This is a genomic window from Paraglaciecola sp. IT1134 (genome assembly GCF_058068185.1).
On record NZ_CM176486.1, the window covers coordinates 1937269 to 1958484 of the forward strand.

A 21216-nucleotide genomic window follows, 5' to 3' on the forward strand; every position below is an offset into this window, starting at 1 on the left:
CCCCGATTTACGTTAAGATACGTTCGTTTTAGGGAAAGGCTGGATCACGGGCCACCCATCAAACTGCTTGTTGTTGCCGGGCTTCGCATTCCAATGCCAACATTCGAGCTCAAAATTCTGCTGTTGATGGTTCACTCGAATTAATCCATATCCTTCAGTTTTTAACGCATTGTCGGCTAAAAACATGCCCCAGGATTTATTCCCAGCGGCAAAGTCAGCGTAGTTAATTTGCGGGTTGGCAACGGCTATAACACGCATTTTATTACCAAAGGTATCAACAAAGTCCCCTGTGTTTGGCTTGCCAGGAATACTGTTGGCTAAGCTTCCGTCACTTTCAAACCAGCGTTGCCAAAACGCGGCTGCTGCTGGACCCGCAAAAAACAGCGCTCCGTCATCAAAACGATCAACACCTTGATGGGCTACCATCGCTAAATGTTGATCACCTGCAAGTACTAGGGCTTTAGCATCGGCGACTAATTTGATCGCGCGAGTCCTGCCATCTCCTGGATAGCCATTGGCATCGTAATCTAGGAGTGGTTTATTCACGCCTTTGGTTTGTGGAGAGCCCCACATCGATGCGGTTAAGCATATTTTGGGTAAGCCAGGCGCGCTGCTTTTCCATTTTCTTAGAAAGTCTTCCTGGCGTTTCCCTAACAATTCCCCCGTGGTCTTTAAAGGGTTTATTTTATAATCGGGTGGAGATTTAAATTTTCTGTCTTCAACGATAGCAAAGTTAACCCCACCGTATATAAAAGAGCCATATGTGACGGGAATTCCATGGGCTATTGGTGTTGGATCATCGGCATCTGGGTTATGCCCGTGCTGCATGCGATAAATCATTCGCACCAGACTTTTACCGTGTTTATAGCCACCATCTTCTTCTTTAGATGTGCCAGAATCTTTGCCACTATTGCCCCATAAATTTCCTTGTAGAACATCATGATCATCAGCCAGTACAATCGCGGGACGATTGCGGATGGAATCGCGAAATGCCCAATACCAAAGATACCAGCGATAAAGGGTATCTAACTTGGCGTCTGGTGTATCGCGACCGTAACGGGTGGGGTAGGTTTCGTAATATTGATCACCCGCAAAAACGTATAAGTCTGGTTGATGGCCATCGCAGTTTTCAACTAAGCTTTTATGGGGAAACAAAATATTGTTTGAGGTATAACGCCCTAGCAATTGTTCCTGTGGTACCAGCCTGCTGTAGACATCCTGATCTAAACTCTTAGCCGTGGGTATTATGCATGAGTACAGGGCTATTTTAAGTGTTCGGGCATTGCCCTTATCTTCGACGATTTCACCGCTAAATAAGGTTTCTTTATTATCAACATAGCGAACTCTATAACGTGCAGAACGTGAAGGATCCCAATTGCTTATGCGAAATAAGGCGACATAGCCATCTTCAATATTGGCGATGGGACCAGATGTCCAATCCTGGTTGCCATGATACTGATACTCAAACTGGACGTGTTGTTTATGGCTTAAATCGATAGGCATAAATTGGCTGGTGAGTTTAAGTACACTCTGATTAAGGCTGTACATGCAGCCCATCACTTCCCCTAAACCCCGCTCATTATGCTGCTCAATTTTGTCGCCCGCAGTTTGAATATCTTTAAACCACCAGCGAGCACCGGATTTTTTGACTTCGGGGGATGAAATTAATGAAATTCCACCTTGCAGCAGATAAGGATCGACATTGTGGCACTGAGCTTGGCCCAATTCTTCTTCGGTTTGTGCATCAATAGCCGTTAATTGCAGGTGATATTCACCATCCGTTTGTGGTGTCAGTATACAATCAAGGATGATGCTTCGTTCGCCGACATCGCCAATATTACCTTGTTGCGTGCCTGCTAAGCTGGCAAAACCTAAGGGCTTAGCCTGGTCAGAGAAATCATTGAAACTGAGTACCCCATGGCTATCAAGACGAGCCATAATGCCACCGTGCATGCCAGCATAGCGCTGAACTAATGCGGCTCCACGATAATCCAGTCGATTTCCCGCGCCCAATAAAAAGCCACAAAAACCATGTTGGTCTGGCGTGATATTACCGACTGTCATTCGCAAGTGAGCAGAGCCTTTGCGGCTGGCTAAGGCTCTGGTTAACAATGAAACAGTGCGAACTTCAAAGTGTTGTTCGCCGCGCAAACATTCTAAGCGTCCTTGGTGTAAACGCCAGTCCTGTAATCTGTTACCCCAAAAATCTGTCCCGAGCCAATAACGCGTTTGATCCTTCGGCCAAGTTGTTAATGCCGTTAATGGATGGTCGCTGGCATGGGTTTGGTGCGTTTTACAACTAGTGACGGTGGTGGTGGCAGCTAGGGCCGCTGAAAATTTAATAAATTGACGACGATGCATTTGCTTATTTCCTCACTTTGATTGGTTAATTCGATCTTAGGTCTTCCAAAGTTTTAGATCATTCATCTTGGTATCTAACAGAAATTCTATCTATGCTGTTAATCTTTCCAATTTCATGGGGTAACTTTGGTTGGCACGCCATTGGCCAACATAAAGATTTTGTTCATCATCAACACATATGCCATGGCAGTGCTGAAATACATCTCCTGTGCTGCGCATTGGCTGTAATTGACCATCGATATAGGTCGGTTCGGTGCCACCTAAATTAGCAACAACTTTATTATGTTTGTCCATAATACTAATGAAGCCAGAATTTTCACCCGGGCCACCATCCACGTGGGACCAACAAACCGGTGCGTAACCAAACTCTCCTTTTAAGACAGGTGCGCCAATATAAGCACCTGGAGTAGGAATGGTTTTCAAATATTGACCATTTAACGAAAAGTGTTTTAAGGCCATTTCACCACGGGAACTGACAATGAGGTGTGGTTCACCGGAGTGGCGATTAGCCAGAGTAATACCGTGGGTGTTGATCAAGTTCAGGTTTGTATCTTTATTGTCTTGCCCACCCCAACAGCGAATAAAACGTCCTTGATTGTCGTACTGTAATACATAGTCAGAACCATAACCGTCGGTAATATATAAATCACCATTGTCAGCGATTTCAATATCGGTTGGCCTAAAGGGTTGCTCAGGACGGTAAACACCAATGGTCTGAGGATGGCCAATGGTGTAAATCAGGCGTCCATCAATCGTGAGTTTGGAAATAAAGCCACTCTGGGCGATGACTTTATTAAACGGAGAATCCCAATCATCGGTGGATTTTCCATCCCACTTAGGATTGAGGATCCAGCCGCTATCAACCAGGTAAATGACATCTTCACCATTCTCATTAACAATTTTAATTGCATGGGCGCCAGGATATTGGGTTCCCCATGCATCAAGTAATTTTCCATCTTTGTTGTACACAATAACGTTATTTTTAACGTTATCGGTGACCATGAATATGCGTCCTTGTGAATTCATATCCAAGTCGTGACAATTTTCGACAGGGTGCAGGGTAGGGTCCAATTGTCCCCATAATGCATTGATTCGGTACTTAAAATCACCTTGGCCTATCACGCGGCCATGAAGGTCACTGGTAGCTGGTGGAGTGCGGGCGTAAGAACTCATCATATTCTCCTACATGCTGCTTTTCAGCACTGTGGTGTTAAATAAATATTGCAAACTCATCGAAGAAGGGAACCCGCCATTGATGCTAAATGCGACCTCTATTTTTTTATTTGTATATGATGCAGATAAGGGGACAGGAATTTCAATCAGCCCAAAAAAGTTGTCACGACCTGCGTCGTGTTTGAACTGTTCATAACCGCGAAAACCTTCTTGTATAGCAACATATATACCATTAACGCCGAAGTTTGTTGCCGTGTTAATTCCGCTAATGGTACTGGTTTTAGGCGGTGTAGGGAGTTCGTCAGCGCTACCAGCACAAGCAAAAATGACAAAACAAAGCGATAAAACAAATAATCGACTTACATGTTGTTTTGAGGAAAATATTGGCATTCGTGGCAATACTCTTAAAAAATATTGAAAGTGAATTGTAACAAGTTTCAAATAAATAGTAAATTGTTGACAATATACTGAAGGTTAAAATGATGATATGAAATTGATAGGTTGGTTAAAAAAAGAAGTGAAAATTGCGTTTAACCAATAATGGTTAAACGCAAATATCAGAATAGGAGATACTTTTTATCGAATGTTTGCTTTGAGTGCTTTAGTGGCTTTGGAGGTGTTACCACTTTTGAGAGCATCTAAAATATGTTGGTGTTCATCGACGCACTCAATGCCTGAAGTGATACGTTTGTAATTTAAACGCATACGCATAACAAAGGGATACCATACATTTACCAACTCATCACCACCGGCTTTATAAATTAAATAACGATGAAAGGAAATATCAATTTTTGTGACTTCAGTAAAATCTTGACGCTCAAATGCTCCTTGGAGATCTGTTAAGATTTTTTGCAGTTCCACGAAGTCTTTTTCAGTCAATGAATCATGCAGTTGCTCAACGGCAAAAACTTCAATATTGCGTCTTAAACTGATCATGAGTTTTTGCATTTTGGTATCTAGTACACTATTAACTGAGGCACCGACATTATTTTTTGAAATTAACAATCCTTCTTTGGTTAATTGCAAAATCACATCACGTATTGGGCCACGTGAAAGACCAAAACGATCTGCTAGTTCTTTTTCATTCAATTTGGTATTAGGGGCTAAATCCCCAGAAATGATATCAGAACGCAATTGCTCGGCAATTTGGTCTTTTACTGACAAAATTTTAGTCGGCCTTGAGCCTGTCATTCTATTTCCTTTTTTAACTATAATTGTCAATTGTACGACAAATTCATTGGTTGATTCAATTGATTAATCTTTCATTGTCTACAAGTTACAATTACTGCGTGGTTTTATTATTTAAACAAGTTACTTATCACTTAATGATAATGGTTCCCATATATCAAAGGTGGGTACAACACAGATCATTCTTGATATCTGGCTTTGTAAATCTTGCTATTAATGGATTTTGCTGAGTCAACCATGAGTGGATAGGGGGTATCGGTGACACTGACAAATCCTACATTGTAGTTTTCACCGTCGTACGCGCGCCCAGTAATCGGAGAGTCCATATATTGAAACCAGTGCGCACCCACAAAGTATGGGTTATCGATAACGGATTGCATGTAATCTTCAAACATCTTGGCCCGGTCTTCCTGATTGGCTGCATGAACCAATCCTGGATGGAATAAACCGGAGTCAGAAGCACCAATGTGAAACTCGCCAATAATGCTTGGTTTGTCAATGTCTTTTAAAAATTCCCATTTGTCTTTGCGTAGCCCTTCTTTATACGCATTGTAACTCACAACATCGGCATATTCAGCCGCTGCCTTAACCACTTCCATTGGCATTCCCCAGTCAGGAAATCTTGAGCCCAAATACATATGGTTAGGTAGGTGTTTCTGCACTGCATCATGAACAGTCTTAAAGTACTTATCGGCGTATGCGCCTAAAAGAAGTCCATAGTCTTGAAGTTGTAGATCATTATTAATGTCAGAGTTAATCCCTGAATCAAAGTTGATCCAATCCGCGATGTTTTTACCCCAGGCGGCATTTAATGCAGAAATATCACCATACTTCTGTTTTATTAAACGCGTAAATTCAGCTTTTGTTGGTACATCAGCGCCATTTCTTCTGAGTGTATGTAATACGATGCCATAGTGGGAAGTGACAGAGTCTGGTCGCCCAAAACTCTTTTCATTATCAATGAAAATGCCAACACACCATGGGTTATTCTTTACTTCACTGGCAACGACACTGGCAGTCATATTGGCACGTGATTCAAATTCCGGGTCGAATACGTCTGGCATCGGCGCCCAAAAGTCATCGCCACTCGAGACTGTTTTATAGTCACCGGTAATCCAACCATTGGCAAAGTAGGGTATAAGATCATTTTGATAAAACGACGGATCTGTCCAGTTGCCTAAAGAGGTGAACCCCCAATCTAACATGCGTTCAACGGTAACTTCACTCCATTTATCCATGTAGTGTTCGCCATACTTTCTGTCTAAATTGGCGGAATAAAAACTAAAGGTTTCACCATGTTTAAGGGGGCCTGAGTGCACACTGCGTCGATAACCAAAATGCTTACCTAAGGGCTCTTCATAGCTTGGTAACCATGAAAACATGTTTTGACGCTTTTCAGACGCAACATACCGTGTTGTGACGGCTTTATTGCTGACTCTATTCAAACCTTGAGAATCTTCTGGTGTAAGGTCATCTTTATCTTTCTCTTTGATCAGCTCTTTATCAAAGTCATAACCGGTAATGGTTGTTGAATTTGATAAACGAATAATGTCCAGGCCTGTGGCAAAATACAAATAACCTTCCGGATCCACCAACCACCACTTTCCATTCACTTTCTGTGTTCTAAAATAACCGCTAGCAGCGAGCTTAGGGCCTTGCTTCCAGCCATTATATTTACTGCGTTCCAGTTGTCTGGTAGAGGAAAACGCCGCAAGCTCTTTGGCTGTGACACTCTGTAACTGTTCATCTGAATGGATCTTTGTTGGGAAATCTAGCTTAGCATTCTGCCCGTATTGATCGACTATTCCGGTGAGAAAATCAGGATTTTTGGGAGGGTTTTTACGCAAGCGTACATTGCTTAGGGTGATGGATTTGTTATGTAGGGCGTCCTGCACGCTAAGTGAAATGCTTTTTATGCCAGAAAGATTCAGTAGTTTGGAGCCCCACATGGAAATAAATTGGTTTTCATCTCTGTCCCAAGTTGCCGGATTCGAGCGTAAACCAGAGGCAAAGTTAAGTTCAATACTTTCATCACCTTCTGGCTTGATTAAATCATGCCCGGACATTTTGCCGTAATAGGTTTGCTTGGCGCCCACGGGAACACTAATGCTACGTGTGTAGTTTTTACCGTCAATATCAGTGATATCAAACTTAAGTTGAGTGGAATGTTGGCCATGATTTGCCATATCAAAGGCAATATTGAAGTTCTGATATTCACTCCAGTCAAAAGGGTGCTTGGGAATGATGGAAACAGATGAGTAGGCATGACGCTCAGACTCAAAATTAATTTCTAAGCCTTCATCGGTCATTTTACCTTCAGCGTTCATCAATTTGATATTTGATGGTATATCGTTGCCTTTGAATGTGACTAATGGGGTTATCTGCGATGCTGAGTTATTTTGTATAGAAGAATTTACGTTATCTTGCTGACAACCATATAGGCAACTTAGTAGCCCCACTAGGTAAAATTGTGACCGCTTAAACATTATAGTTATCCTCATAAGGATTAGTAGGAAAATGGTGTTTTGACGGTATCATTAAACTAACATTCCATTGTCATTGTCAAATAAAAATTGTTAACAATGGCTTGCGGTGATTTGTTTCTAGTTTCAGATGTTCAATATTTCCACATCATATTTAATTCTTTTTAATTGATACATATTTGACTTCTAGTCTGCTAGTCATAAGCCTTACGTGCACAATCGGGTTCAAAAATTTAGGTTTGAAACCGTCGATATAATTGACGTTAATTTGCGATGGTCCAACTAATAGACGTTGTCATAAATGTTAATCTTTCTGAGATAGTTAACTGAAGATTGTTAACAAAAATGTGTTGACAAATAAAACTCTTGAGATCTAAAGTGTCTATATATTACGCAGAATGACTTGGTTTTATTCTTCAAACTATATCGTTTTCGTGCAATGACACTCAAAACACAAAGGCTTGGGACAAAGAAATGAAAAAGGTTAAGCAGAACTTTAAGCTGAGCACGATATGCCTAGCGGTGATAGCCGCTACCAGCGTAAGTGCTTTTGCTCAACAACAAGAATCAAAAGATGATGTAGAAGTGATTGAAGTTACTGGGCTTAAGTCCAGTTTAAAGAAGTCTATCAATGATAAACGATTCTCAGACAACCTCGTCGATACGATCAATGCTGAAGATATCGGCAAATCAACGGATCAAAACGTAGCCGACGCATTAAGTCGAGTTACCGGGGTGTCGTTGGTTACACGGGATGGCGAAGGCACGCAAGTCACCGTGCGTGGTGCAACCGCTAATCAGAACAATATCACTATCAATGGTCAGCAGTTGACCTCAACTGATTTCAGCCAGGCTGTAGATTTAAGTTCATTTTCTGCCGATATTTTGTCAAAACTAGAAGTGGTTAAAACATCAAGTGCCGACCAAGACGAAGGCTCATTGGGTGCAAACATAAATTTAGTCACGTTAAAACCGCTCGATCAGTCTAAAAATATTCGGTCTCTAACCGCACAAGGTAGATACAACGATTTTGTCGATAAAGAAGACTACAAATTACAGTTTACATTCACTGAGAAATTCTTAGACGATACGTTTGGCATTGCGTTTTCCGCTTATGATGAAACCAGCAGCATTCGCCGTGATCAATATCGCGTTGAGCGATTTGAAGCTTCTAATTTGATAGATATTGCTAGCGATCTTAACGGCGAGGCGATTTCTGGGGTTAAAGCGATTCGTCATTCATCTACCCGTTACGAACTTCACCAGAACTCGACAGATCGTCAGGGTTTGACCTTAGGCCTACAACTTTTACCTGATGATGTATCTGAAATGACCTTGGATATTACCTATTCAACCCAGGAATACGCCAATCAACAAGATGCGGTGATCACCCGTTTTACTAACAACAAAAACTTTGTGGAAGGAGAGAAACCACTAGGTGAATTGCGTCCTGCCGCGCCCTTTAGCGATCCTCAGCAAGACTGGTACGTAATCGACACCAATAACAATACCCTAGTGAAACAAATTGATCGTTTTGGTGCAGGTGACTTACAAAGCTCACAAGGCGGTAACGACCAAACCAATGGCAGCGTGTCGTTTACCTACAAACGGGAACTGACCGATTTGTTCCGTATGTCGAGCCAAATTGGTTACTCAAAAAGTGAGTCAGAAAGCTTACCCAGTGCATTTGCCGCAATGCAAAACTTCCCTCAGGTACCCGCCATTAAACTCTACGATGCAGGCCGGGATATCGAACCTGTTGGATATGACTGTTCAACTGGCGTTTGCCAAATGGTATTTGGCAGCAGTTTTGTTGACTTAGGCGAGCAAATTGTCAATGAAGTAGACCCTGATACCGGCTTTTTCACCCCAGGTTACGACGATAACGTTGCCTTAACGGGTTACAACCCAGCTGATATTGGCGCTCAGCACCTAAGCTTTTTAAGCGAAAATGACGTGACCGTTAGCGATGAGTTGGCAAATGCCCAGTTTGACTTTGAATACGATTACGAAGGCTATGGAATAACCTCTGTCGAGTTTGGCGCCAAAGCCACCAAACGTACAAAAGATGTAGACAACCAACAGTATCGCTTCAATACGGTAACGGCCACAGAAGTTATCGAAGATGAATTTGGCAATCCAGTGGCAATCCCCGGAGGTTCTTTGCTTGATATTCGCGCTAACTTGATTGCTCGTGAGGGCGGTCTACCTTATGACGATTTCATGGAATCATTAGGTTACGCTCGTAATGAGGCGACCACAGGTTGGACACCCGTTGATGCCGCTCGCGCCGTGAATATGCTACTTGACGACGAAAATACAGTACGCACACCTAACAATTCTGAATCGCGCATCACCGATATTGACTCCCAGGCATTTTATGTTAAAGGCAACTTTGATTTATTTGACGGGCGCTTGACAGGTAATATCGGCTTGCGGTATGTGAAAACCGACATTGAAGCAGATGGTTACTCTGGAGCCGACTTCTGGCAGTTCTCTGAAACCTTAGAACGCGAGTTTGACCGTGTGACGCTGCGAGACCTACGTGATACCAGTTTACCTGAATGCCGCGCACCTATCTTTTCAGACCCTAACCAATCGAGGGGATACGAAGAAAAGTATCAACGTGTTGATGGCCAAGGTTGGGACACCAGCAGTGGCCCTGAACCATCTGGTTGGACACGTATTGCCGACCAAGGCCCTTGTCATGATCCGGCGTTTGCACAATGGGCAGCATTTCAGCAAGACCCTACCCAACCTGAGCCAACTGCTAATATTAACTGGTTGAATATGTGGCGCTATGCGGATGTATCAACTACACGTAACAATGGTTGGGCTGGCGATATCGTGTGGGATGGCACTACCCCCCTTGAAAATAACAATGCCAATCAGTTTTCAACTACGTCCGAACGCAATCGAGAACTGCAATCTTTCCGCTCGTCTGACAAGCATAGCTATACCAATGTATTGCCTAGTTTGAACCTAAACTATGCCATATCGGATGAGATGGTGGGTCGTTTCTCAGTGTCTAAGACCATGACACGTCCTGAAATTGATCAGCTTCGCCCCGGCTTTCAGCTAGTCGAAAACGGCTATTGGGGTTCAGGTAACTCAAACTCAGGCAGTCGTGTTTCATTGTTCAATACACGCTTAGCGCCACTGGAGTCCAAAAACCTCGATGTATCGTTCGAGTGGTACTTTAATGAATCTTCTATGCTCAGCGTCGCGCTATTTCACAAAAATATGTCGAATTTCACCACAGTTGAGAACGCCGTTACCTATCTTAAAGATGTACGTAACGTGGATACGCCAGTCAGTGGTAGCGAAATCGTATTATTAGAGAACGAAGACGCTAGCAGCGACTATGGTTTAGATGGCTGTATGCCACTACGTGCCACCGCCGATTTTGGTTGGTCGCCGTCTGATCCTACTCGTTTCAGTGATGATTTACGTGACTTATGTGCACAGTACAGTGTGAGTAAAATTGTTAACGGTAAAGGTGCCAAAATTACCGGATTAGAGCTAGGTTATGTGCAAACTTATGACTTCTTACCCGGTTTCTTATCTGGCTTAGGTGTGTCAGCTAACTATACCTATCAAGACAGTAAATATGATCCGGACCGTTCGAGCATCGACCCAAGCAAAACTTTACCGTCATTCCCTGTAGCCGATACACCTGAGCACAGCTATAACGGGACCATTTTTTGGGAACAAGACGGCCACCAAATTCGCTTAGCTTACCGCGGTACCAGTGACTCATTAGTAGGGACGGATTACAACACAGGTTTACAGGGGCGTACTTGGAATCAAGGTTCTTTATGGAATGAAGGAAGAGGCAACCTCGACCTTTCTGCATCTTACAAACTGAACGACAACGTGACCTTCTCGCTTCAAGCAATCAACTTGTTAGATGACGAATTTAGAACCTACTACACCAGCCGCGAATTAGAAGTACAACGCGCGTTTGCTGACAATGATGTGGGCTATCAATTCGTTGCCTTTGAAGAAGGAAACCCGTTAGACGGCGACGCAACTCGTTCGAGAACGTACACACGATATAAAGTCGGCACGACTTATCGCTTAGGTGTGAACGTTACGTTTTAAGATCAGTTAAGCAAGATGCGTATTTTCACGCACCTTGCTTAAAGCAACGGTATAAAATTATGAAATCAATTCAAACATCAAAATTTTTATTGGCAGGCTTAGCATGTTCAGTCATCACCGCCTGTGGTGGCAGTGATAGCAACAATTCAGCACCTGCAGCATCAAGCGCAGCACCCACACACGGCGGTGATATTGTATTAAGCTACGTAGAGAAAGACCCATTCAAACGAGTGTTTTTATTAGGCACCCCAGCGGGTGAAAATAGCGGAGAAGGTGTGGCAATCGACACCGACGGTGACATTCTGCGCGTACGTAATATCACGTCAAACTTGGCTGATATGACAGGCTTTGAACTCGATGGACAATACCTAGGTGTGCGTCCAGAGGCGATTGCCCCTTCGTTAGATACGGGCCAAACCTTAACGTTAGAGCTGACCTACGACATCACCGACGGCACTAATACCGTGGCGCGTTCAGTCACGGTAACTATTACAGGTGAAGATATCGCCCCGATCGCCGAAGGCGAGCTTGTGGCTAACTTTACCCGAGATACAGGCACAGCCGTTATTGATTTAATGAAAAACGTCACCGATGGCGATGATGAGCCACTGACCGCGTTTGGCGTCACAGCCGATCCCAATAATCCGTTTTCTATTCCATTTACAATAAACGATGATCACGAGTTAGAACTTGACATAAGCGCGGTTGAAGCGCAGATCCCCGATGGGGAAAAAGTGACATTCAATTACACCTATAAAGTCAAAGACCATCGCTTTGAAATAGACAGAAACTTAGTCGTCAACGTGTTGGGTGTGCAGGATATTGCTGGCGCCCCATTAATTTTGAATTATTTTCTACAAGCCAGTGCTAATGAAACTGACACCATTCAAACCTACGATTTAGTCCAAGAGGTGGTTGAACGCGAAGGAGATGCCATTGTCATTAGCAATCTAAGGGTCGATGGTCAATCCGAATTACCATACGGAATTGAACTTGAGGGCAATATGCTTTCTGTTGACCCCCATGCCTATTTTAATGATGTGGCAAAGGGACAAATTAAAAGCTTGGAATTCTTATTCAATGTCTCTGATGATTCTGGCAATACGTCTGATGGTGAAAGAAGCTTGGTTGTCATGATTAACGGCGAAGAAACCAACCTTGTGGCTGCTTCTGGATTCAGTGCAGATTTTGAAGACACTGCTTATGTAGGCCCCTTGGATCAAACAACCAACCCTGCAGGTTTTACTTGGGGCTGGGCGGGCTGGGCTTGTCCTATTAAAGAAATTCGCAGCAGCGCTGCGCGTACGGGCGATTACGGCCTGTTTATAGAAGGCAGCTTTTGTCATTTTGAAGTGCAAAACATCATTGCATCCTTAGAGGACGATCAAAAATATGCCATGTCATATTGGCTGAATAACGAATCGTCTAACGGCGTGAACGGCAACCCTTATGTTCCGCTATTCACCACCACCCCTGAAGGCTCGACCTTAGATAATAAATTTTGGTTAGGTGGTCGTTACTTTGACCAGTCGTTAAATATTTGGATGGAGCACGTGCAACTCATCAACACTGGAGAGTCTGGAAATTGGGATGGTTACGAAACCTCGCCAGTGCACTTTGGACTGCTGAAGTATGATGATTCTTATGCAGGCGGCCAACACAACATTGACGATTTAAATATGGTTAAATATGGCCATTACAACACGGCCGCGCATGACATGCTGGTAGATGCAATTGGCTTATTCGACAACGCTGAAACCATCGAAAGTGTTGGAGGTACGGTTGAAATTCGCGATGTAGAAGGTATGCAAAAACTCTTTGTTGATACTAGCGGTGCAACCGACGGCGTGACGATTAGTTTGCCAATTAAAACTGGTGCGATCAGAGCCGGTGGCCGTTATGCTGTCGTTATGGATGCGCAACTGATCAATCACGATACCTTGTATACCGCGGGCGAGAACACGGCAGCACCTTATAGCCTAAGCTTGTCTAACGGCACTGAATCTATTGTATCTAGCGGCAGTGGTTACACTAAGGGAGCGGAGAACGCGTCTAGTGATATCATTATTACTGAAGAATCTGGGCGCAGTGCTGCTGTTAATTGGTCACAAGAAGCAATGACGCTAAATATTGCCTTGGATGTGGCTAATGCCCAATACTATATTGATAATGTGCGTTTAATCGCCATACCGTAACGAGTATGACGTTATGATGTAAAAGCCCTTTGGAATCATTTTTATAGGGCTTTTTTGTTTATATTGTTAGTTAGCACACGGCGAAACGGGGCATGAGTGAATAATACAATAAACAATATTGTCATTGTCGGTGGGGGCACCGCGGGCTGGTTAACGGCCGGCTTAATTTCTGCTCGGCATGCATCGCGCATACAAAGCGGTGAATTGGCTATTACGTTATGTGAATCCCCCACTGTTCCAACTGTGGGTGTGGGTGAAGGCAGTTGGCCCACCCTACGGAACACCTTGCAAACGCTCGGCGTATCAGAAACCGACTTTATCCGCCAGTGCAATGTGTCATTCAAACAAGGCTCGCGCTTTACCAACTGGGAAAGTGAACAAGCCAGCCAATATGACCATCCCTTTGATGTGCCCAATAACGCCTTTAACGGGGCCGAGGCACAGTACTGGTTGTACCGCAAATGCCCTACGCCTTTTAGTCAGACGTATACCATACAAAGTGAGCTAGCCAATCAACAATTAGCTCCCAAGCTAATTACCACAGCCGAATACGCAGGCTTTGCTAACTACGGTTATCACTTAGATGCCGGGTTGTTTTCCGCATTTTTACTCGACCATTGCACTCAAACCTTAAGGGTAAAATATGTGCTGGCAGATGTACAGCAAGTACATCGAGATGAAGCTGGTGATATCACCGCACTGCAAGTAACCAGCACAGGATCAGGCGGCGACTCACAAAGTAGACTAATTAAAGGTGACTTATTCGTAGATTGTAGCGGGTTTCGCTCAGTGCTATTGGGCGATGCATTAGGCGTACAAAACATTCATGTCGATAACGTGCTGTTTGCCAATAATGCCATTGCCACCCAAGTACCGTACGCCACGCCGGATAGTCCCATATCGTCGTTTACCCAATCAACGGCGCAAAATAGCGGTTGGATCTGGGATATAGGCCTGCCTAATAGGCGCGGTGTGGGTTATGTGTACAGCGACCGTTACACCAATGACGAAGATGCCAAGTGCACACTGATAGAATACATTCAAAAAAGTCACAGAGGTGCAGACGAACTAAATTTGAAACATATTCGTTTTACCCCAGGTTACAAGCAGCAATTTTGGAAACACAACTGCGTAGCTATAGGCCTGTCAGCTGGCTTTATTGAGCCCCTAGAAGCGTCGGCTATCGTATTGATTGAGATGTCAGCTACCATGTTGGCCGAACAACTTCCCGCCACGCGCCAGTGTATGGATGTTATCGCCAAACGCTTTAACCAAACGTTTACCTATCGCTGGCAACGTATTATCGACTTTTTAAAATTGCATTATGTCCTTAGCCGACGTACATCCGCATTCTGGCGAGATAATCGGTCTGATGCGTCAATTCCCGACTCATTAAAAGAACAATTGGCGTTGTGGCGCTGTAAAGTACCTAGCTACGCTGATTTCCCTGCCAAAGATGAGGTATTTCAGGCAGCCAGTTATCAGTTTGTGCTTTACGGCGCCGGCTTTGCTACCGAGTTACCCTTTGCGCCTGAGCCCCAATCCCTTGAAAACGCCGCGCAGCTTGCTGGGTTAATTCAATCGCAAAAAGCCCAGATAACAGCCCAGGCCATCAGTAATCGAGACTTACTCAACAAAATTCAACAATTTGGACTTAGCACTATCTAATTTGAGCAATACCTTAGAGGTAACTATGACATCGTCAATTGAGCTGTTAAACAGCGAACAACACCGGCATGTACGGATTAATAATCAGCTAATGGATACGAAGATAAACAATGTCAACGTAGCTTCAGTGACCGTGGGTGAATTACGTACGTTGGTTCACGAGTACGCCATATTAATCAGCAAAAGTTCGTCTACAGGACAATTCCAGTTAGCGGCGATTTTAGGCTTTGATCCTGGCGAGAATTTGTATCTTAAAGACAATCAGTGGCGGGCAACCTATCTGCCGTTGGATATATTAAGGCGACCTTTTCAAGCTTACATTCCTGACCCAAATAAGTTCAACGCAGGTCATATCGCTATCGATGTTGCCAATGAACAAGTGAGCGAACTAAACGGTGAATTATTATTTGATCAACAGGGTAACGCCACCGAGTATTTACAAAAAGTACAAAAAACATTCTCAGAATTAATGGCCGGAACGGAGCAGACTCGCATGCTGTTAGCGCAAGCACATCAGCTTGACCTCATTGAACCTATCACCTTAAAGATCGATATTCCGGACCATAATAGTAAGTCATTAAACGGTTTTTATGGCTTTAATAAGGACGCGTTAACTAAGCTCAGCGGGGCAGAGCTAGAGCAAGCTCATCAATCCGGTGTATTGCAGGTGAGCCACCTGATACTGAGTTCTACATTGCATTTACAAAAGTTGATTAATTGGTCGAGTCAAACTAATGAAAATAAGGGGAAATAATGACGAAGAAATATGGGATTAAAAGAAGCTTGTTAGGCGGTATTATCTTAACACTATCTACATTGCTACATGCGCAGTATTTAGATCCTACTATTAATTATTTCATAAAAGGGCGCATTGTTAGTCCTTGGGAGCTGAGCTTACAATTTGGTCAGGTAAAGCTTGATGGTAATCACGGTAAAACTGCTAAAGGCAGTTTAGTTATTGAACCAGCTACCCGTACTACCGAAAATGACGTCGTTGCCTTGACATGGAAACCAAAAGGTATAAAAACAGCATGGGGTAGTGACGATCTCAATGTAATGACCATGAATATAACCAATACGCAAGGTGTCATTGATTTGTCTAGTGTTAAAGAAGATGTTGCACTCACCTTCGATATTAAAGTTATTAAGGGGCCAAACGAACTTGTTACCTTAACCATGGAAAGTAATTGGGATTGGCAAACGCGCAGCGCATTTTCGCTTAAACAGGTTTTAAACCGTTTGCCAGACGATAAGTGGCTCACGGTCCCAATTCCCTTAAGCTGTTTTGACAATGGTAAATTGGACTTTGAAAAGCTAACCACCATATTTATGTTACATACCTCAGGTAAGATGAAAATTGAATTAGGTGATATCCGGTTGACAGCTTTTGTAACCGACAAAGTCAACTGTCCGGGTTAATTTGTATTGTTTTAAATTAATTGTTAACAAAATAGTGGTATTAGTTTAGTATAAGTCCATGCATTTGTTAACAGAGTAGAATGTAATGGGTCAAAAATTTCACAGCGTCTATTATTGCGCCATTGTTGTCTCCTTCGGTGCATTTATTTTAGGGCTGGATGCCGCACTGATCTCGGGTACGATTAAGTTCGTTTCTGCTGAATTTGGCTTAACCGATATGCAAATTGGTACTATGGTCAGTGCACCGGGACTGGCTGTATTATTTGCATTAATGTTCACCGGTTATTTATGCAATCGAATCGGCCGTAAGAAAACCCTTATTGGCATTTCTTTTATTTACATCTTTTCTGCTATCGCTTCAACCTTTGCGCCTAACTACGAAACACTGGTTATTGCACGTTTTGTCGGTGGATTCGCATTTACTTCATTGTCTGTTGCTGCAATGTATATTGGTGAGATAGCCCCGCCTGCTTTACGCGGGCGTTTAGTCGCAATGGTACAGATTAGTATCGTTGTAGGCTTTTCTGCCGCGTATTTTATTAATTATGGAATGTTACAGTTATCACATAGCACTACGCAGTGGGTAATTGATATTGGTTTAGTTGATCACACCTGGCGTTGGATGTTGGCCATTGAAATTGTGCCTGCAATTGTGTGGTTTGTGCTGTTATTTACTATTCCAAAAAGTCCACGTTGGTTAGTCTTGCGCGGTCATGTGGATGAAGCCAAAGAGGTGCTGCATGCTTTTGGCAAAGGACCTAAAGTCGATGAAGAGTTAGTACAAATTCAGGACAGCCTCAAAGGCACGGATGAAAATATCTCGTTTCTGAAGTCGTTTAAATATTTGTTTGAAAAACGCGTACGCATGGCAGTTATCATCGCGTTTGTTTTTGGTGTGGTGCAGCAAGTAACAGGCATTAATGCCATTTTGTTTTACGCGCCAACGGTATTCGAACAGTTAGGTGTTGGTACCGATGCAGCGTTCCTCAATGCGGTTATTGTAGGTTTTACCGGGATGATTTTTACCGTGTTGGGGGTTCTACTAATCGATAAAATTGGCCGCCGCCCCTTAGCTATATGGGGTTTGGCGTGGGTAACTTTAAGTTTATTTATTTGTCATTACGGGTTTGCTCAAGCCACTTACAGTCTATCTGCTGACTTCGTGGCACAGCTTTATAGCCAACATCAAATTCAGGGCTTGGATAGCCTAATCGGACAAGTTTTCCATAGCGATTTTGCGTTTAAGGCGGCTGTAATTAATGTGTTAGGTGAAGGTACTTTTAGACAGGTCGAAGGTGAAATGTTACAAAGTGCTGGCACTATACCGGTGGCTATTATAATGACGGGTATCATCAGTTTCATCATGGCATTTCATATGACAATCGGCCCAGTGTTGTGGGTCCTGTTTTCTGAACTTTTCCCCACTCATGTGCGTGGTATTGCTATCCCAACTTTTGCGTTCATTTCGAGTATGGTTAGCTATTTTGTCCAGCAGTTCTTCCCATGGTTATTAACTAACTTAGGCGCATCTCAGATTTTCTTGTTCTATGCAGGAAGCGGTTTGATTGGTTATTTCTTGATGCTTAAATTTATGCCGGAAACCAAAAATAAAACCATCGAAGAAATCGAGTTAATGTTAAACAAAGGTGTGGCTTAAAGCCCCCTAGAACTAGAGGTTGAAAAGATGTCACAATCCAAATTGAGCCTTGCCAGCAAGCGTGCTATCGAGCGTGGTTATGATCAACAAGGTCCTGAGTGGCTAACAGAATTTGATGTTATGGAACTAAAAGGTGATTTTGCTTTTGAACAAGGCATTATTCGTCGCGATCCAACATCCGTTGTATTGGTCGATGGGGTTTATCACTGCTGGTATACCAAAGGCGAGGGGGAAACTGTTGGTTTTGGTTCAGATAACCCACAAGACAAGGTTTTTCCGTGGGATTTGACCGAGGTTTGGCATGCAACGTCGACAGATACCATCACCTGGAAAGAACAAGGCTCGGCTATAAAACGTGGTGAAGCCGGTGATTTTGATGATAGAGCGGTATTTACGCCAGAGATCCTAGTACATGAGGACAAATACTACCTGGTTTATCAAACCGTGCAGTTTCCCTATACCAATCGTCAGTACGAACATATCGCTATCGCCTGGGCTGATTCACCTGCTGGGCCGTGGCATAAAAGTGCTGCGCCCATTTTAAGTCCATCTAAGGATGGGCAGTGGCATGGCGAAATAGACAATCGATTCCATGTTAAATCGAAAGGCAGTTTTGACAGTCACAAAGTACACGATCCTTGTTTATTATTTTTTAACACCAAGTTCTACCTCTATTACAAAGGTGAAACCATGGGCGAGGGCATGAACATGGGAGGGCGCGAGATCAAACATGGCGTAGCGATTGCCGACAATATTCTTGGACCCTATATCAAGTCAGAATACAACCCGATTTCTAATAGTGGTCATGAAGTTGTAGTGTGGAATTACCAAGGAGGCGTGGCTTCTTTAATAACCACCGATGGCCCAGAAAAAAATACTATTCAGTTTGCTCCCGATGGCATTAACTTTGGCATTAAATCTCATGTAAAAGGTGCGCCAGAGGCAGTTGGTTTATTCAGAGAGTGTAAAGAAAATACCTTGCCTGCGCCGGGGATCCCTTGGGGGCTTACCCATAAGTACGATGCCAGTTGGAACTGGAATTACATTTGTAAATTTGTGCCGCGCAAACAGATACTAAACGCTGGAACCTTCCAGAATAAACATTAGAGTGCCACTGCTATGACTTCATTACTTTGTATTGGCGAGGGAATGTTGGAGCTACGCAACAGTGTAGCGGGCCAACTTAACTGCGGTTATGCCGGTGATACTTTAAATGCTGCAATATATGCTAAGCGGGTTAATCCTGAACTGGAAGTGAGCTTTTTAAGTGGAATTGGCACCGATCCCTATAGCCAGGGGTTTGTTGATTTTTGTCAAAAGGAATCACTTGATACCACTCTATTACTTAAGTCAAAAACCGCAAATTTAGGTATTTATGCCATTGATGTTGATGATAAAGGAGAGCGGTCTTTCTATTATTGGCGCAGAGATTCAGCGGCAACTCAACTTATTCAACTCGTTGAAGAATACCGGTTAAAACAAAAACTCCAAACTCCTACAATGGTGTTTTTTAGTGGTTTAAGCTTGGGTATTTTGCATGTCGATGACAGACAGGGATTGTTGAACCTCATCCAATATTTTAAGGCTCAGGGCAGTAAAATTGCCTTTGATCCAAATTATCGTCCTCGAATGTGGACAAGTAAAGCTAATACACTGAAATGGCTGCAGCAGGCCTATGAGCTGAGTGATGTAATATTACCCGGTTTAGATGAACATCAGGAATTGTTTGGCCATACTAGTGCCCAAGGTGTAGCTGACTATTTTCAGTCCATAGGCTTTGACGAACTGATTGTTAAATGCGGTTTAGATGGGGTAGTCGCTTTTGACCAAAGCGGACAAATACATCACCAGCCTTTTAATCCAGCGCCTATCCAAGTCGACAGCACTGCCGCTGGCGATTCATTCGCTGGTACTTATTTAGCTGCTAGGCTGCGCCACGATAGTATCCCTCAAGCCATTAAACAAGCCGACAATGTCGCCCGTTTTGTGGTGCAACATCCGGGGGCCATTGTTGAAAAAGCAAGCTTTAAAAGGTTTTTACACAAAAATCAGCAGCACAACTAGTAATTTTAATTGTCAGTGAAAATGTGGGACTCGATCGTTTTATTGCTTAACACTAAACGGAGGTAAATGTCGTCATTTATACCTCTATGTCACAGCTGTAATTCAGACATACGCAACTAAATGAAGAAATATGATGACTCAAAATGTACTTATCACCGGCGCCAGTCGCGGGATTGGTTTAGGTTTAGTGCGCTTTTACTTAAATTCAGCTTGCCATGTTTTTGCTGTTTACCGCAAACCTAACGACGATTTGCAAACCTTGGCCGCACAACATACTAATTTAAGCCTTATTCAGCTAGATCTTGCTGATGAGCAAGCCATTAACTCGCTGACCAGACAGTTTGCTGAGTATCAGGTAAAACTGGATCTGCTTGTTCATAATGCGGGTTTAAACTTTGAGCAGGGACTGGGTGAGTGGAGCCAAGCTGCTTTTATCAATAATTTTAATATCAACGCCATTGCGCCAGCATTGTTGAGTCAGAGTCTGGCGACTCACTTATCCGCGCTATGTAAAAGTATCTACCTAAGCTCTGGCGTCGCATCATTGCTTAACAGTTCGGATACTGCAGCATTACCCTTTGATAGTTACGCCATGAGTAAGGTGGCATTGAACATGTTAGTCAAGCGATTGGCGGTTAAAAATAAAGATAATCAACAGATTTTCTGCGCGCTAAGCCCTGGCTGGGTGCGCACCGATATGGGGAGTGAACAAGCGCCATTTAGTATCGAACAAGCTGTTGAATTGCTCAGTACAACTATTAGCTCATTAACTAAAATGCACAGTGGTGCATTTTTAGATGAACAGGGTAAACCTATTCCTTGGTAGTGGGTGTTGCTTGCGCTTTTTAAATAGATTTTTCGTCGTAATGCGCTAAATTTGCGGTTGCTGGTTAGCCGCGGTGTT

General features: G+C 43.3%; 14 protein-coding genes. 9 read left to right on the forward strand and 5 right to left on the reverse strand.

Features of this window, described 5'->3' with window-relative positions; translation table 11 throughout:
• Positions 1–12 precede the first annotated feature (12 nt).
• From AC3RV5_RS08585 to AC3RV5_RS08605, 5 genes are all read right to left on the reverse strand, one after another.
• Positions 13–2361 (reverse strand): alkaline phosphatase D family protein, encoded by a 2349-nt coding sequence (locus AC3RV5_RS08585; RefSeq protein WP_489731511.1) that lies wholly within the window; start codon positions 2359–2361, stop codon positions 13–15.
• Between the two features lie 90 nt (positions 2362–2451).
• Complete coding sequence (locus AC3RV5_RS08590; protein WP_489731512.1) at positions 2452–3537, reverse strand: NHL repeat-containing protein; 1086 nt, start codon at positions 3535–3537, stop codon at positions 2452–2454.
• 6 nt (positions 3538–3543) lie between these two features.
• Complete coding sequence (locus tag AC3RV5_RS08595; protein ID WP_489731513.1) at positions 3544–3924, reverse strand: hypothetical protein; 381 nt, start codon at positions 3922–3924, stop codon at positions 3544–3546.
• 186 nt (positions 3925–4110) lie between these two features.
• Positions 4111–4725: a GntR family transcriptional regulator gene (locus tag AC3RV5_RS08600; RefSeq protein WP_489732121.1), complete on the reverse strand. Its 615-nt coding sequence runs from the start codon at positions 4723–4725 to the stop codon at positions 4111–4113.
• Between the two features lie 176 nt (positions 4726–4901).
• The gene (locus AC3RV5_RS08605) at positions 4902–7208 is read right to left on the reverse strand and encodes an agarase (protein ID WP_489731514.1); all 2307 of its coding nucleotides are present in this window, start codon (positions 7206–7208) and stop codon (positions 4902–4904) included.
• 471 nt (positions 7209–7679) lie between these two features.
• Between AC3RV5_RS08605 and AC3RV5_RS08610 the strand changes: the two genes are divergently transcribed.
• The 9 genes from AC3RV5_RS08610 to AC3RV5_RS08650 all read left to right on the forward strand — a co-directional run bounded on the left by AC3RV5_RS08610 (position 7680) and on the right by AC3RV5_RS08650 (position 21138).
• On the forward strand, positions 7680–11309 hold the full coding sequence (locus AC3RV5_RS08610; protein ID WP_489731515.1) for a TonB-dependent receptor: 3630 nt from the start codon (positions 7680–7682) through the stop codon (positions 11307–11309).
• A 59-nt stretch (positions 11310–11368) separates the two neighbouring features.
• Positions 11369–13504 carry a VCBS domain-containing protein gene (locus AC3RV5_RS08615; protein ID WP_489731516.1) on the forward strand — a complete coding sequence of 712 codons (2136 nt, stop codon included), beginning with the start codon at positions 11369–11371 and terminating at the stop codon, positions 13502–13504.
• 96 nt (positions 13505–13600) lie between these two features.
• Entirely contained in the window at positions 13601–15172 is a 1572-nt protein-coding gene (locus tag AC3RV5_RS08620) for a tryptophan halogenase family protein (protein ID WP_489731517.1), read from the forward strand.
• Positions 15173–15197: 25 nt separating this feature from the next.
• Complete coding sequence (locus tag AC3RV5_RS08625) at positions 15198–15926, forward strand: SapC family protein (protein WP_489731518.1); 729 nt, start codon at positions 15198–15200, stop codon at positions 15924–15926.
• Positions 15926–16591, forward strand: coding sequence for a putative glycoside hydrolase (locus AC3RV5_RS08630; RefSeq protein ID WP_489731519.1), 666 nt, complete (start codon positions 15926–15928; stop codon positions 16589–16591). The genes AC3RV5_RS08625 and AC3RV5_RS08630 overlap by 1 nt, the downstream gene beginning before the upstream one ends.
• 85 nt (positions 16592–16676) lie before the next feature.
• Complete coding sequence (locus tag AC3RV5_RS08635; protein WP_489731520.1) at positions 16677–18248, forward strand: MFS transporter; 1572 nt, start codon at positions 16677–16679, stop codon at positions 18246–18248.
• 27 nt (positions 18249–18275) lie between these two features.
• On the forward strand, positions 18276–19355 hold the full coding sequence (locus AC3RV5_RS08640; protein ID WP_489731521.1) for a glycoside hydrolase family 117 protein: 1080 nt from the start codon (positions 18276–18278) through the stop codon (positions 19353–19355).
• Positions 19356–19367: 12 nt separating this feature from the next.
• Positions 19368–20312 carry a sugar kinase gene (locus AC3RV5_RS08645; RefSeq protein ID WP_489731522.1) on the forward strand — a complete coding sequence of 315 codons (945 nt, stop codon included), beginning with the start codon at positions 19368–19370 and terminating at the stop codon, positions 20310–20312.
• A 130-nt stretch (positions 20313–20442) separates the two neighbouring features.
• Entirely contained in the window at positions 20443–21138 is a 696-nt protein-coding gene (locus AC3RV5_RS08650) for an SDR family oxidoreductase (RefSeq protein WP_489731523.1), read from the forward strand.
• The last annotated feature ends 78 nt before the right edge of the window (positions 21139–21216 follow it).

Coding starts and splice junctions, on each gene's coding strand:
- AC3RV5_RS08585 (WP_489731511.1), bottom strand. CDS start 2,361: ATGCATCGTCGTCAATTTATTAAATTTTCAGCGGCCCTAGCTGCCACC.
- AC3RV5_RS08590 (WP_489731512.1), bottom strand. CDS start 3,537: ATGATGAGTTCTTACGCCCGCACTCCACCAGCTACCAGTGACCTTCAT.
- AC3RV5_RS08595 (WP_489731513.1), bottom strand. CDS start 3,924: ATGCCAATATTTTCCTCAAAACAACATGTAAGTCGATTATTTGTTTTA.
- AC3RV5_RS08600 (WP_489732121.1), bottom strand. CDS start 4,725: ATGACAGGCTCAAGGCCGACTAAAATTTTGTCAGTAAAAGACCAAATT.
- AC3RV5_RS08605 (WP_489731514.1), bottom strand. CDS start 7,208: ATGTTTAAGCGGTCACAATTTTACCTAGTGGGGCTACTAAGTTGCCTA.
- AC3RV5_RS08610 (WP_489731515.1), top strand. CDS start 7,680: ATGAAAAAGGTTAAGCAGAACTTTAAGCTGAGCACGATATGCCTAGCG.
- AC3RV5_RS08615 (WP_489731516.1), top strand. CDS start 11,369: ATGAAATCAATTCAAACATCAAAATTTTTATTGGCAGGCTTAGCATGT.
- AC3RV5_RS08625 (WP_489731518.1), top strand. CDS start 15,198: ATGACATCGTCAATTGAGCTGTTAAACAGCGAACAACACCGGCATGTA.
- AC3RV5_RS08630 (WP_489731519.1), top strand. CDS start 15,926: ATGACGAAGAAATATGGGATTAAAAGAAGCTTGTTAGGCGGTATTATC.
- AC3RV5_RS08635 (WP_489731520.1), top strand. CDS start 16,677: ATGGGTCAAAAATTTCACAGCGTCTATTATTGCGCCATTGTTGTCTCC.
- AC3RV5_RS08640 (WP_489731521.1), top strand. CDS start 18,276: ATGTCACAATCCAAATTGAGCCTTGCCAGCAAGCGTGCTATCGAGCGT.
- AC3RV5_RS08645 (WP_489731522.1), top strand. CDS start 19,368: ATGACTTCATTACTTTGTATTGGCGAGGGAATGTTGGAGCTACGCAAC.
- AC3RV5_RS08650 (WP_489731523.1), top strand. CDS start 20,443: ATGATGACTCAAAATGTACTTATCACCGGCGCCAGTCGCGGGATTGGT.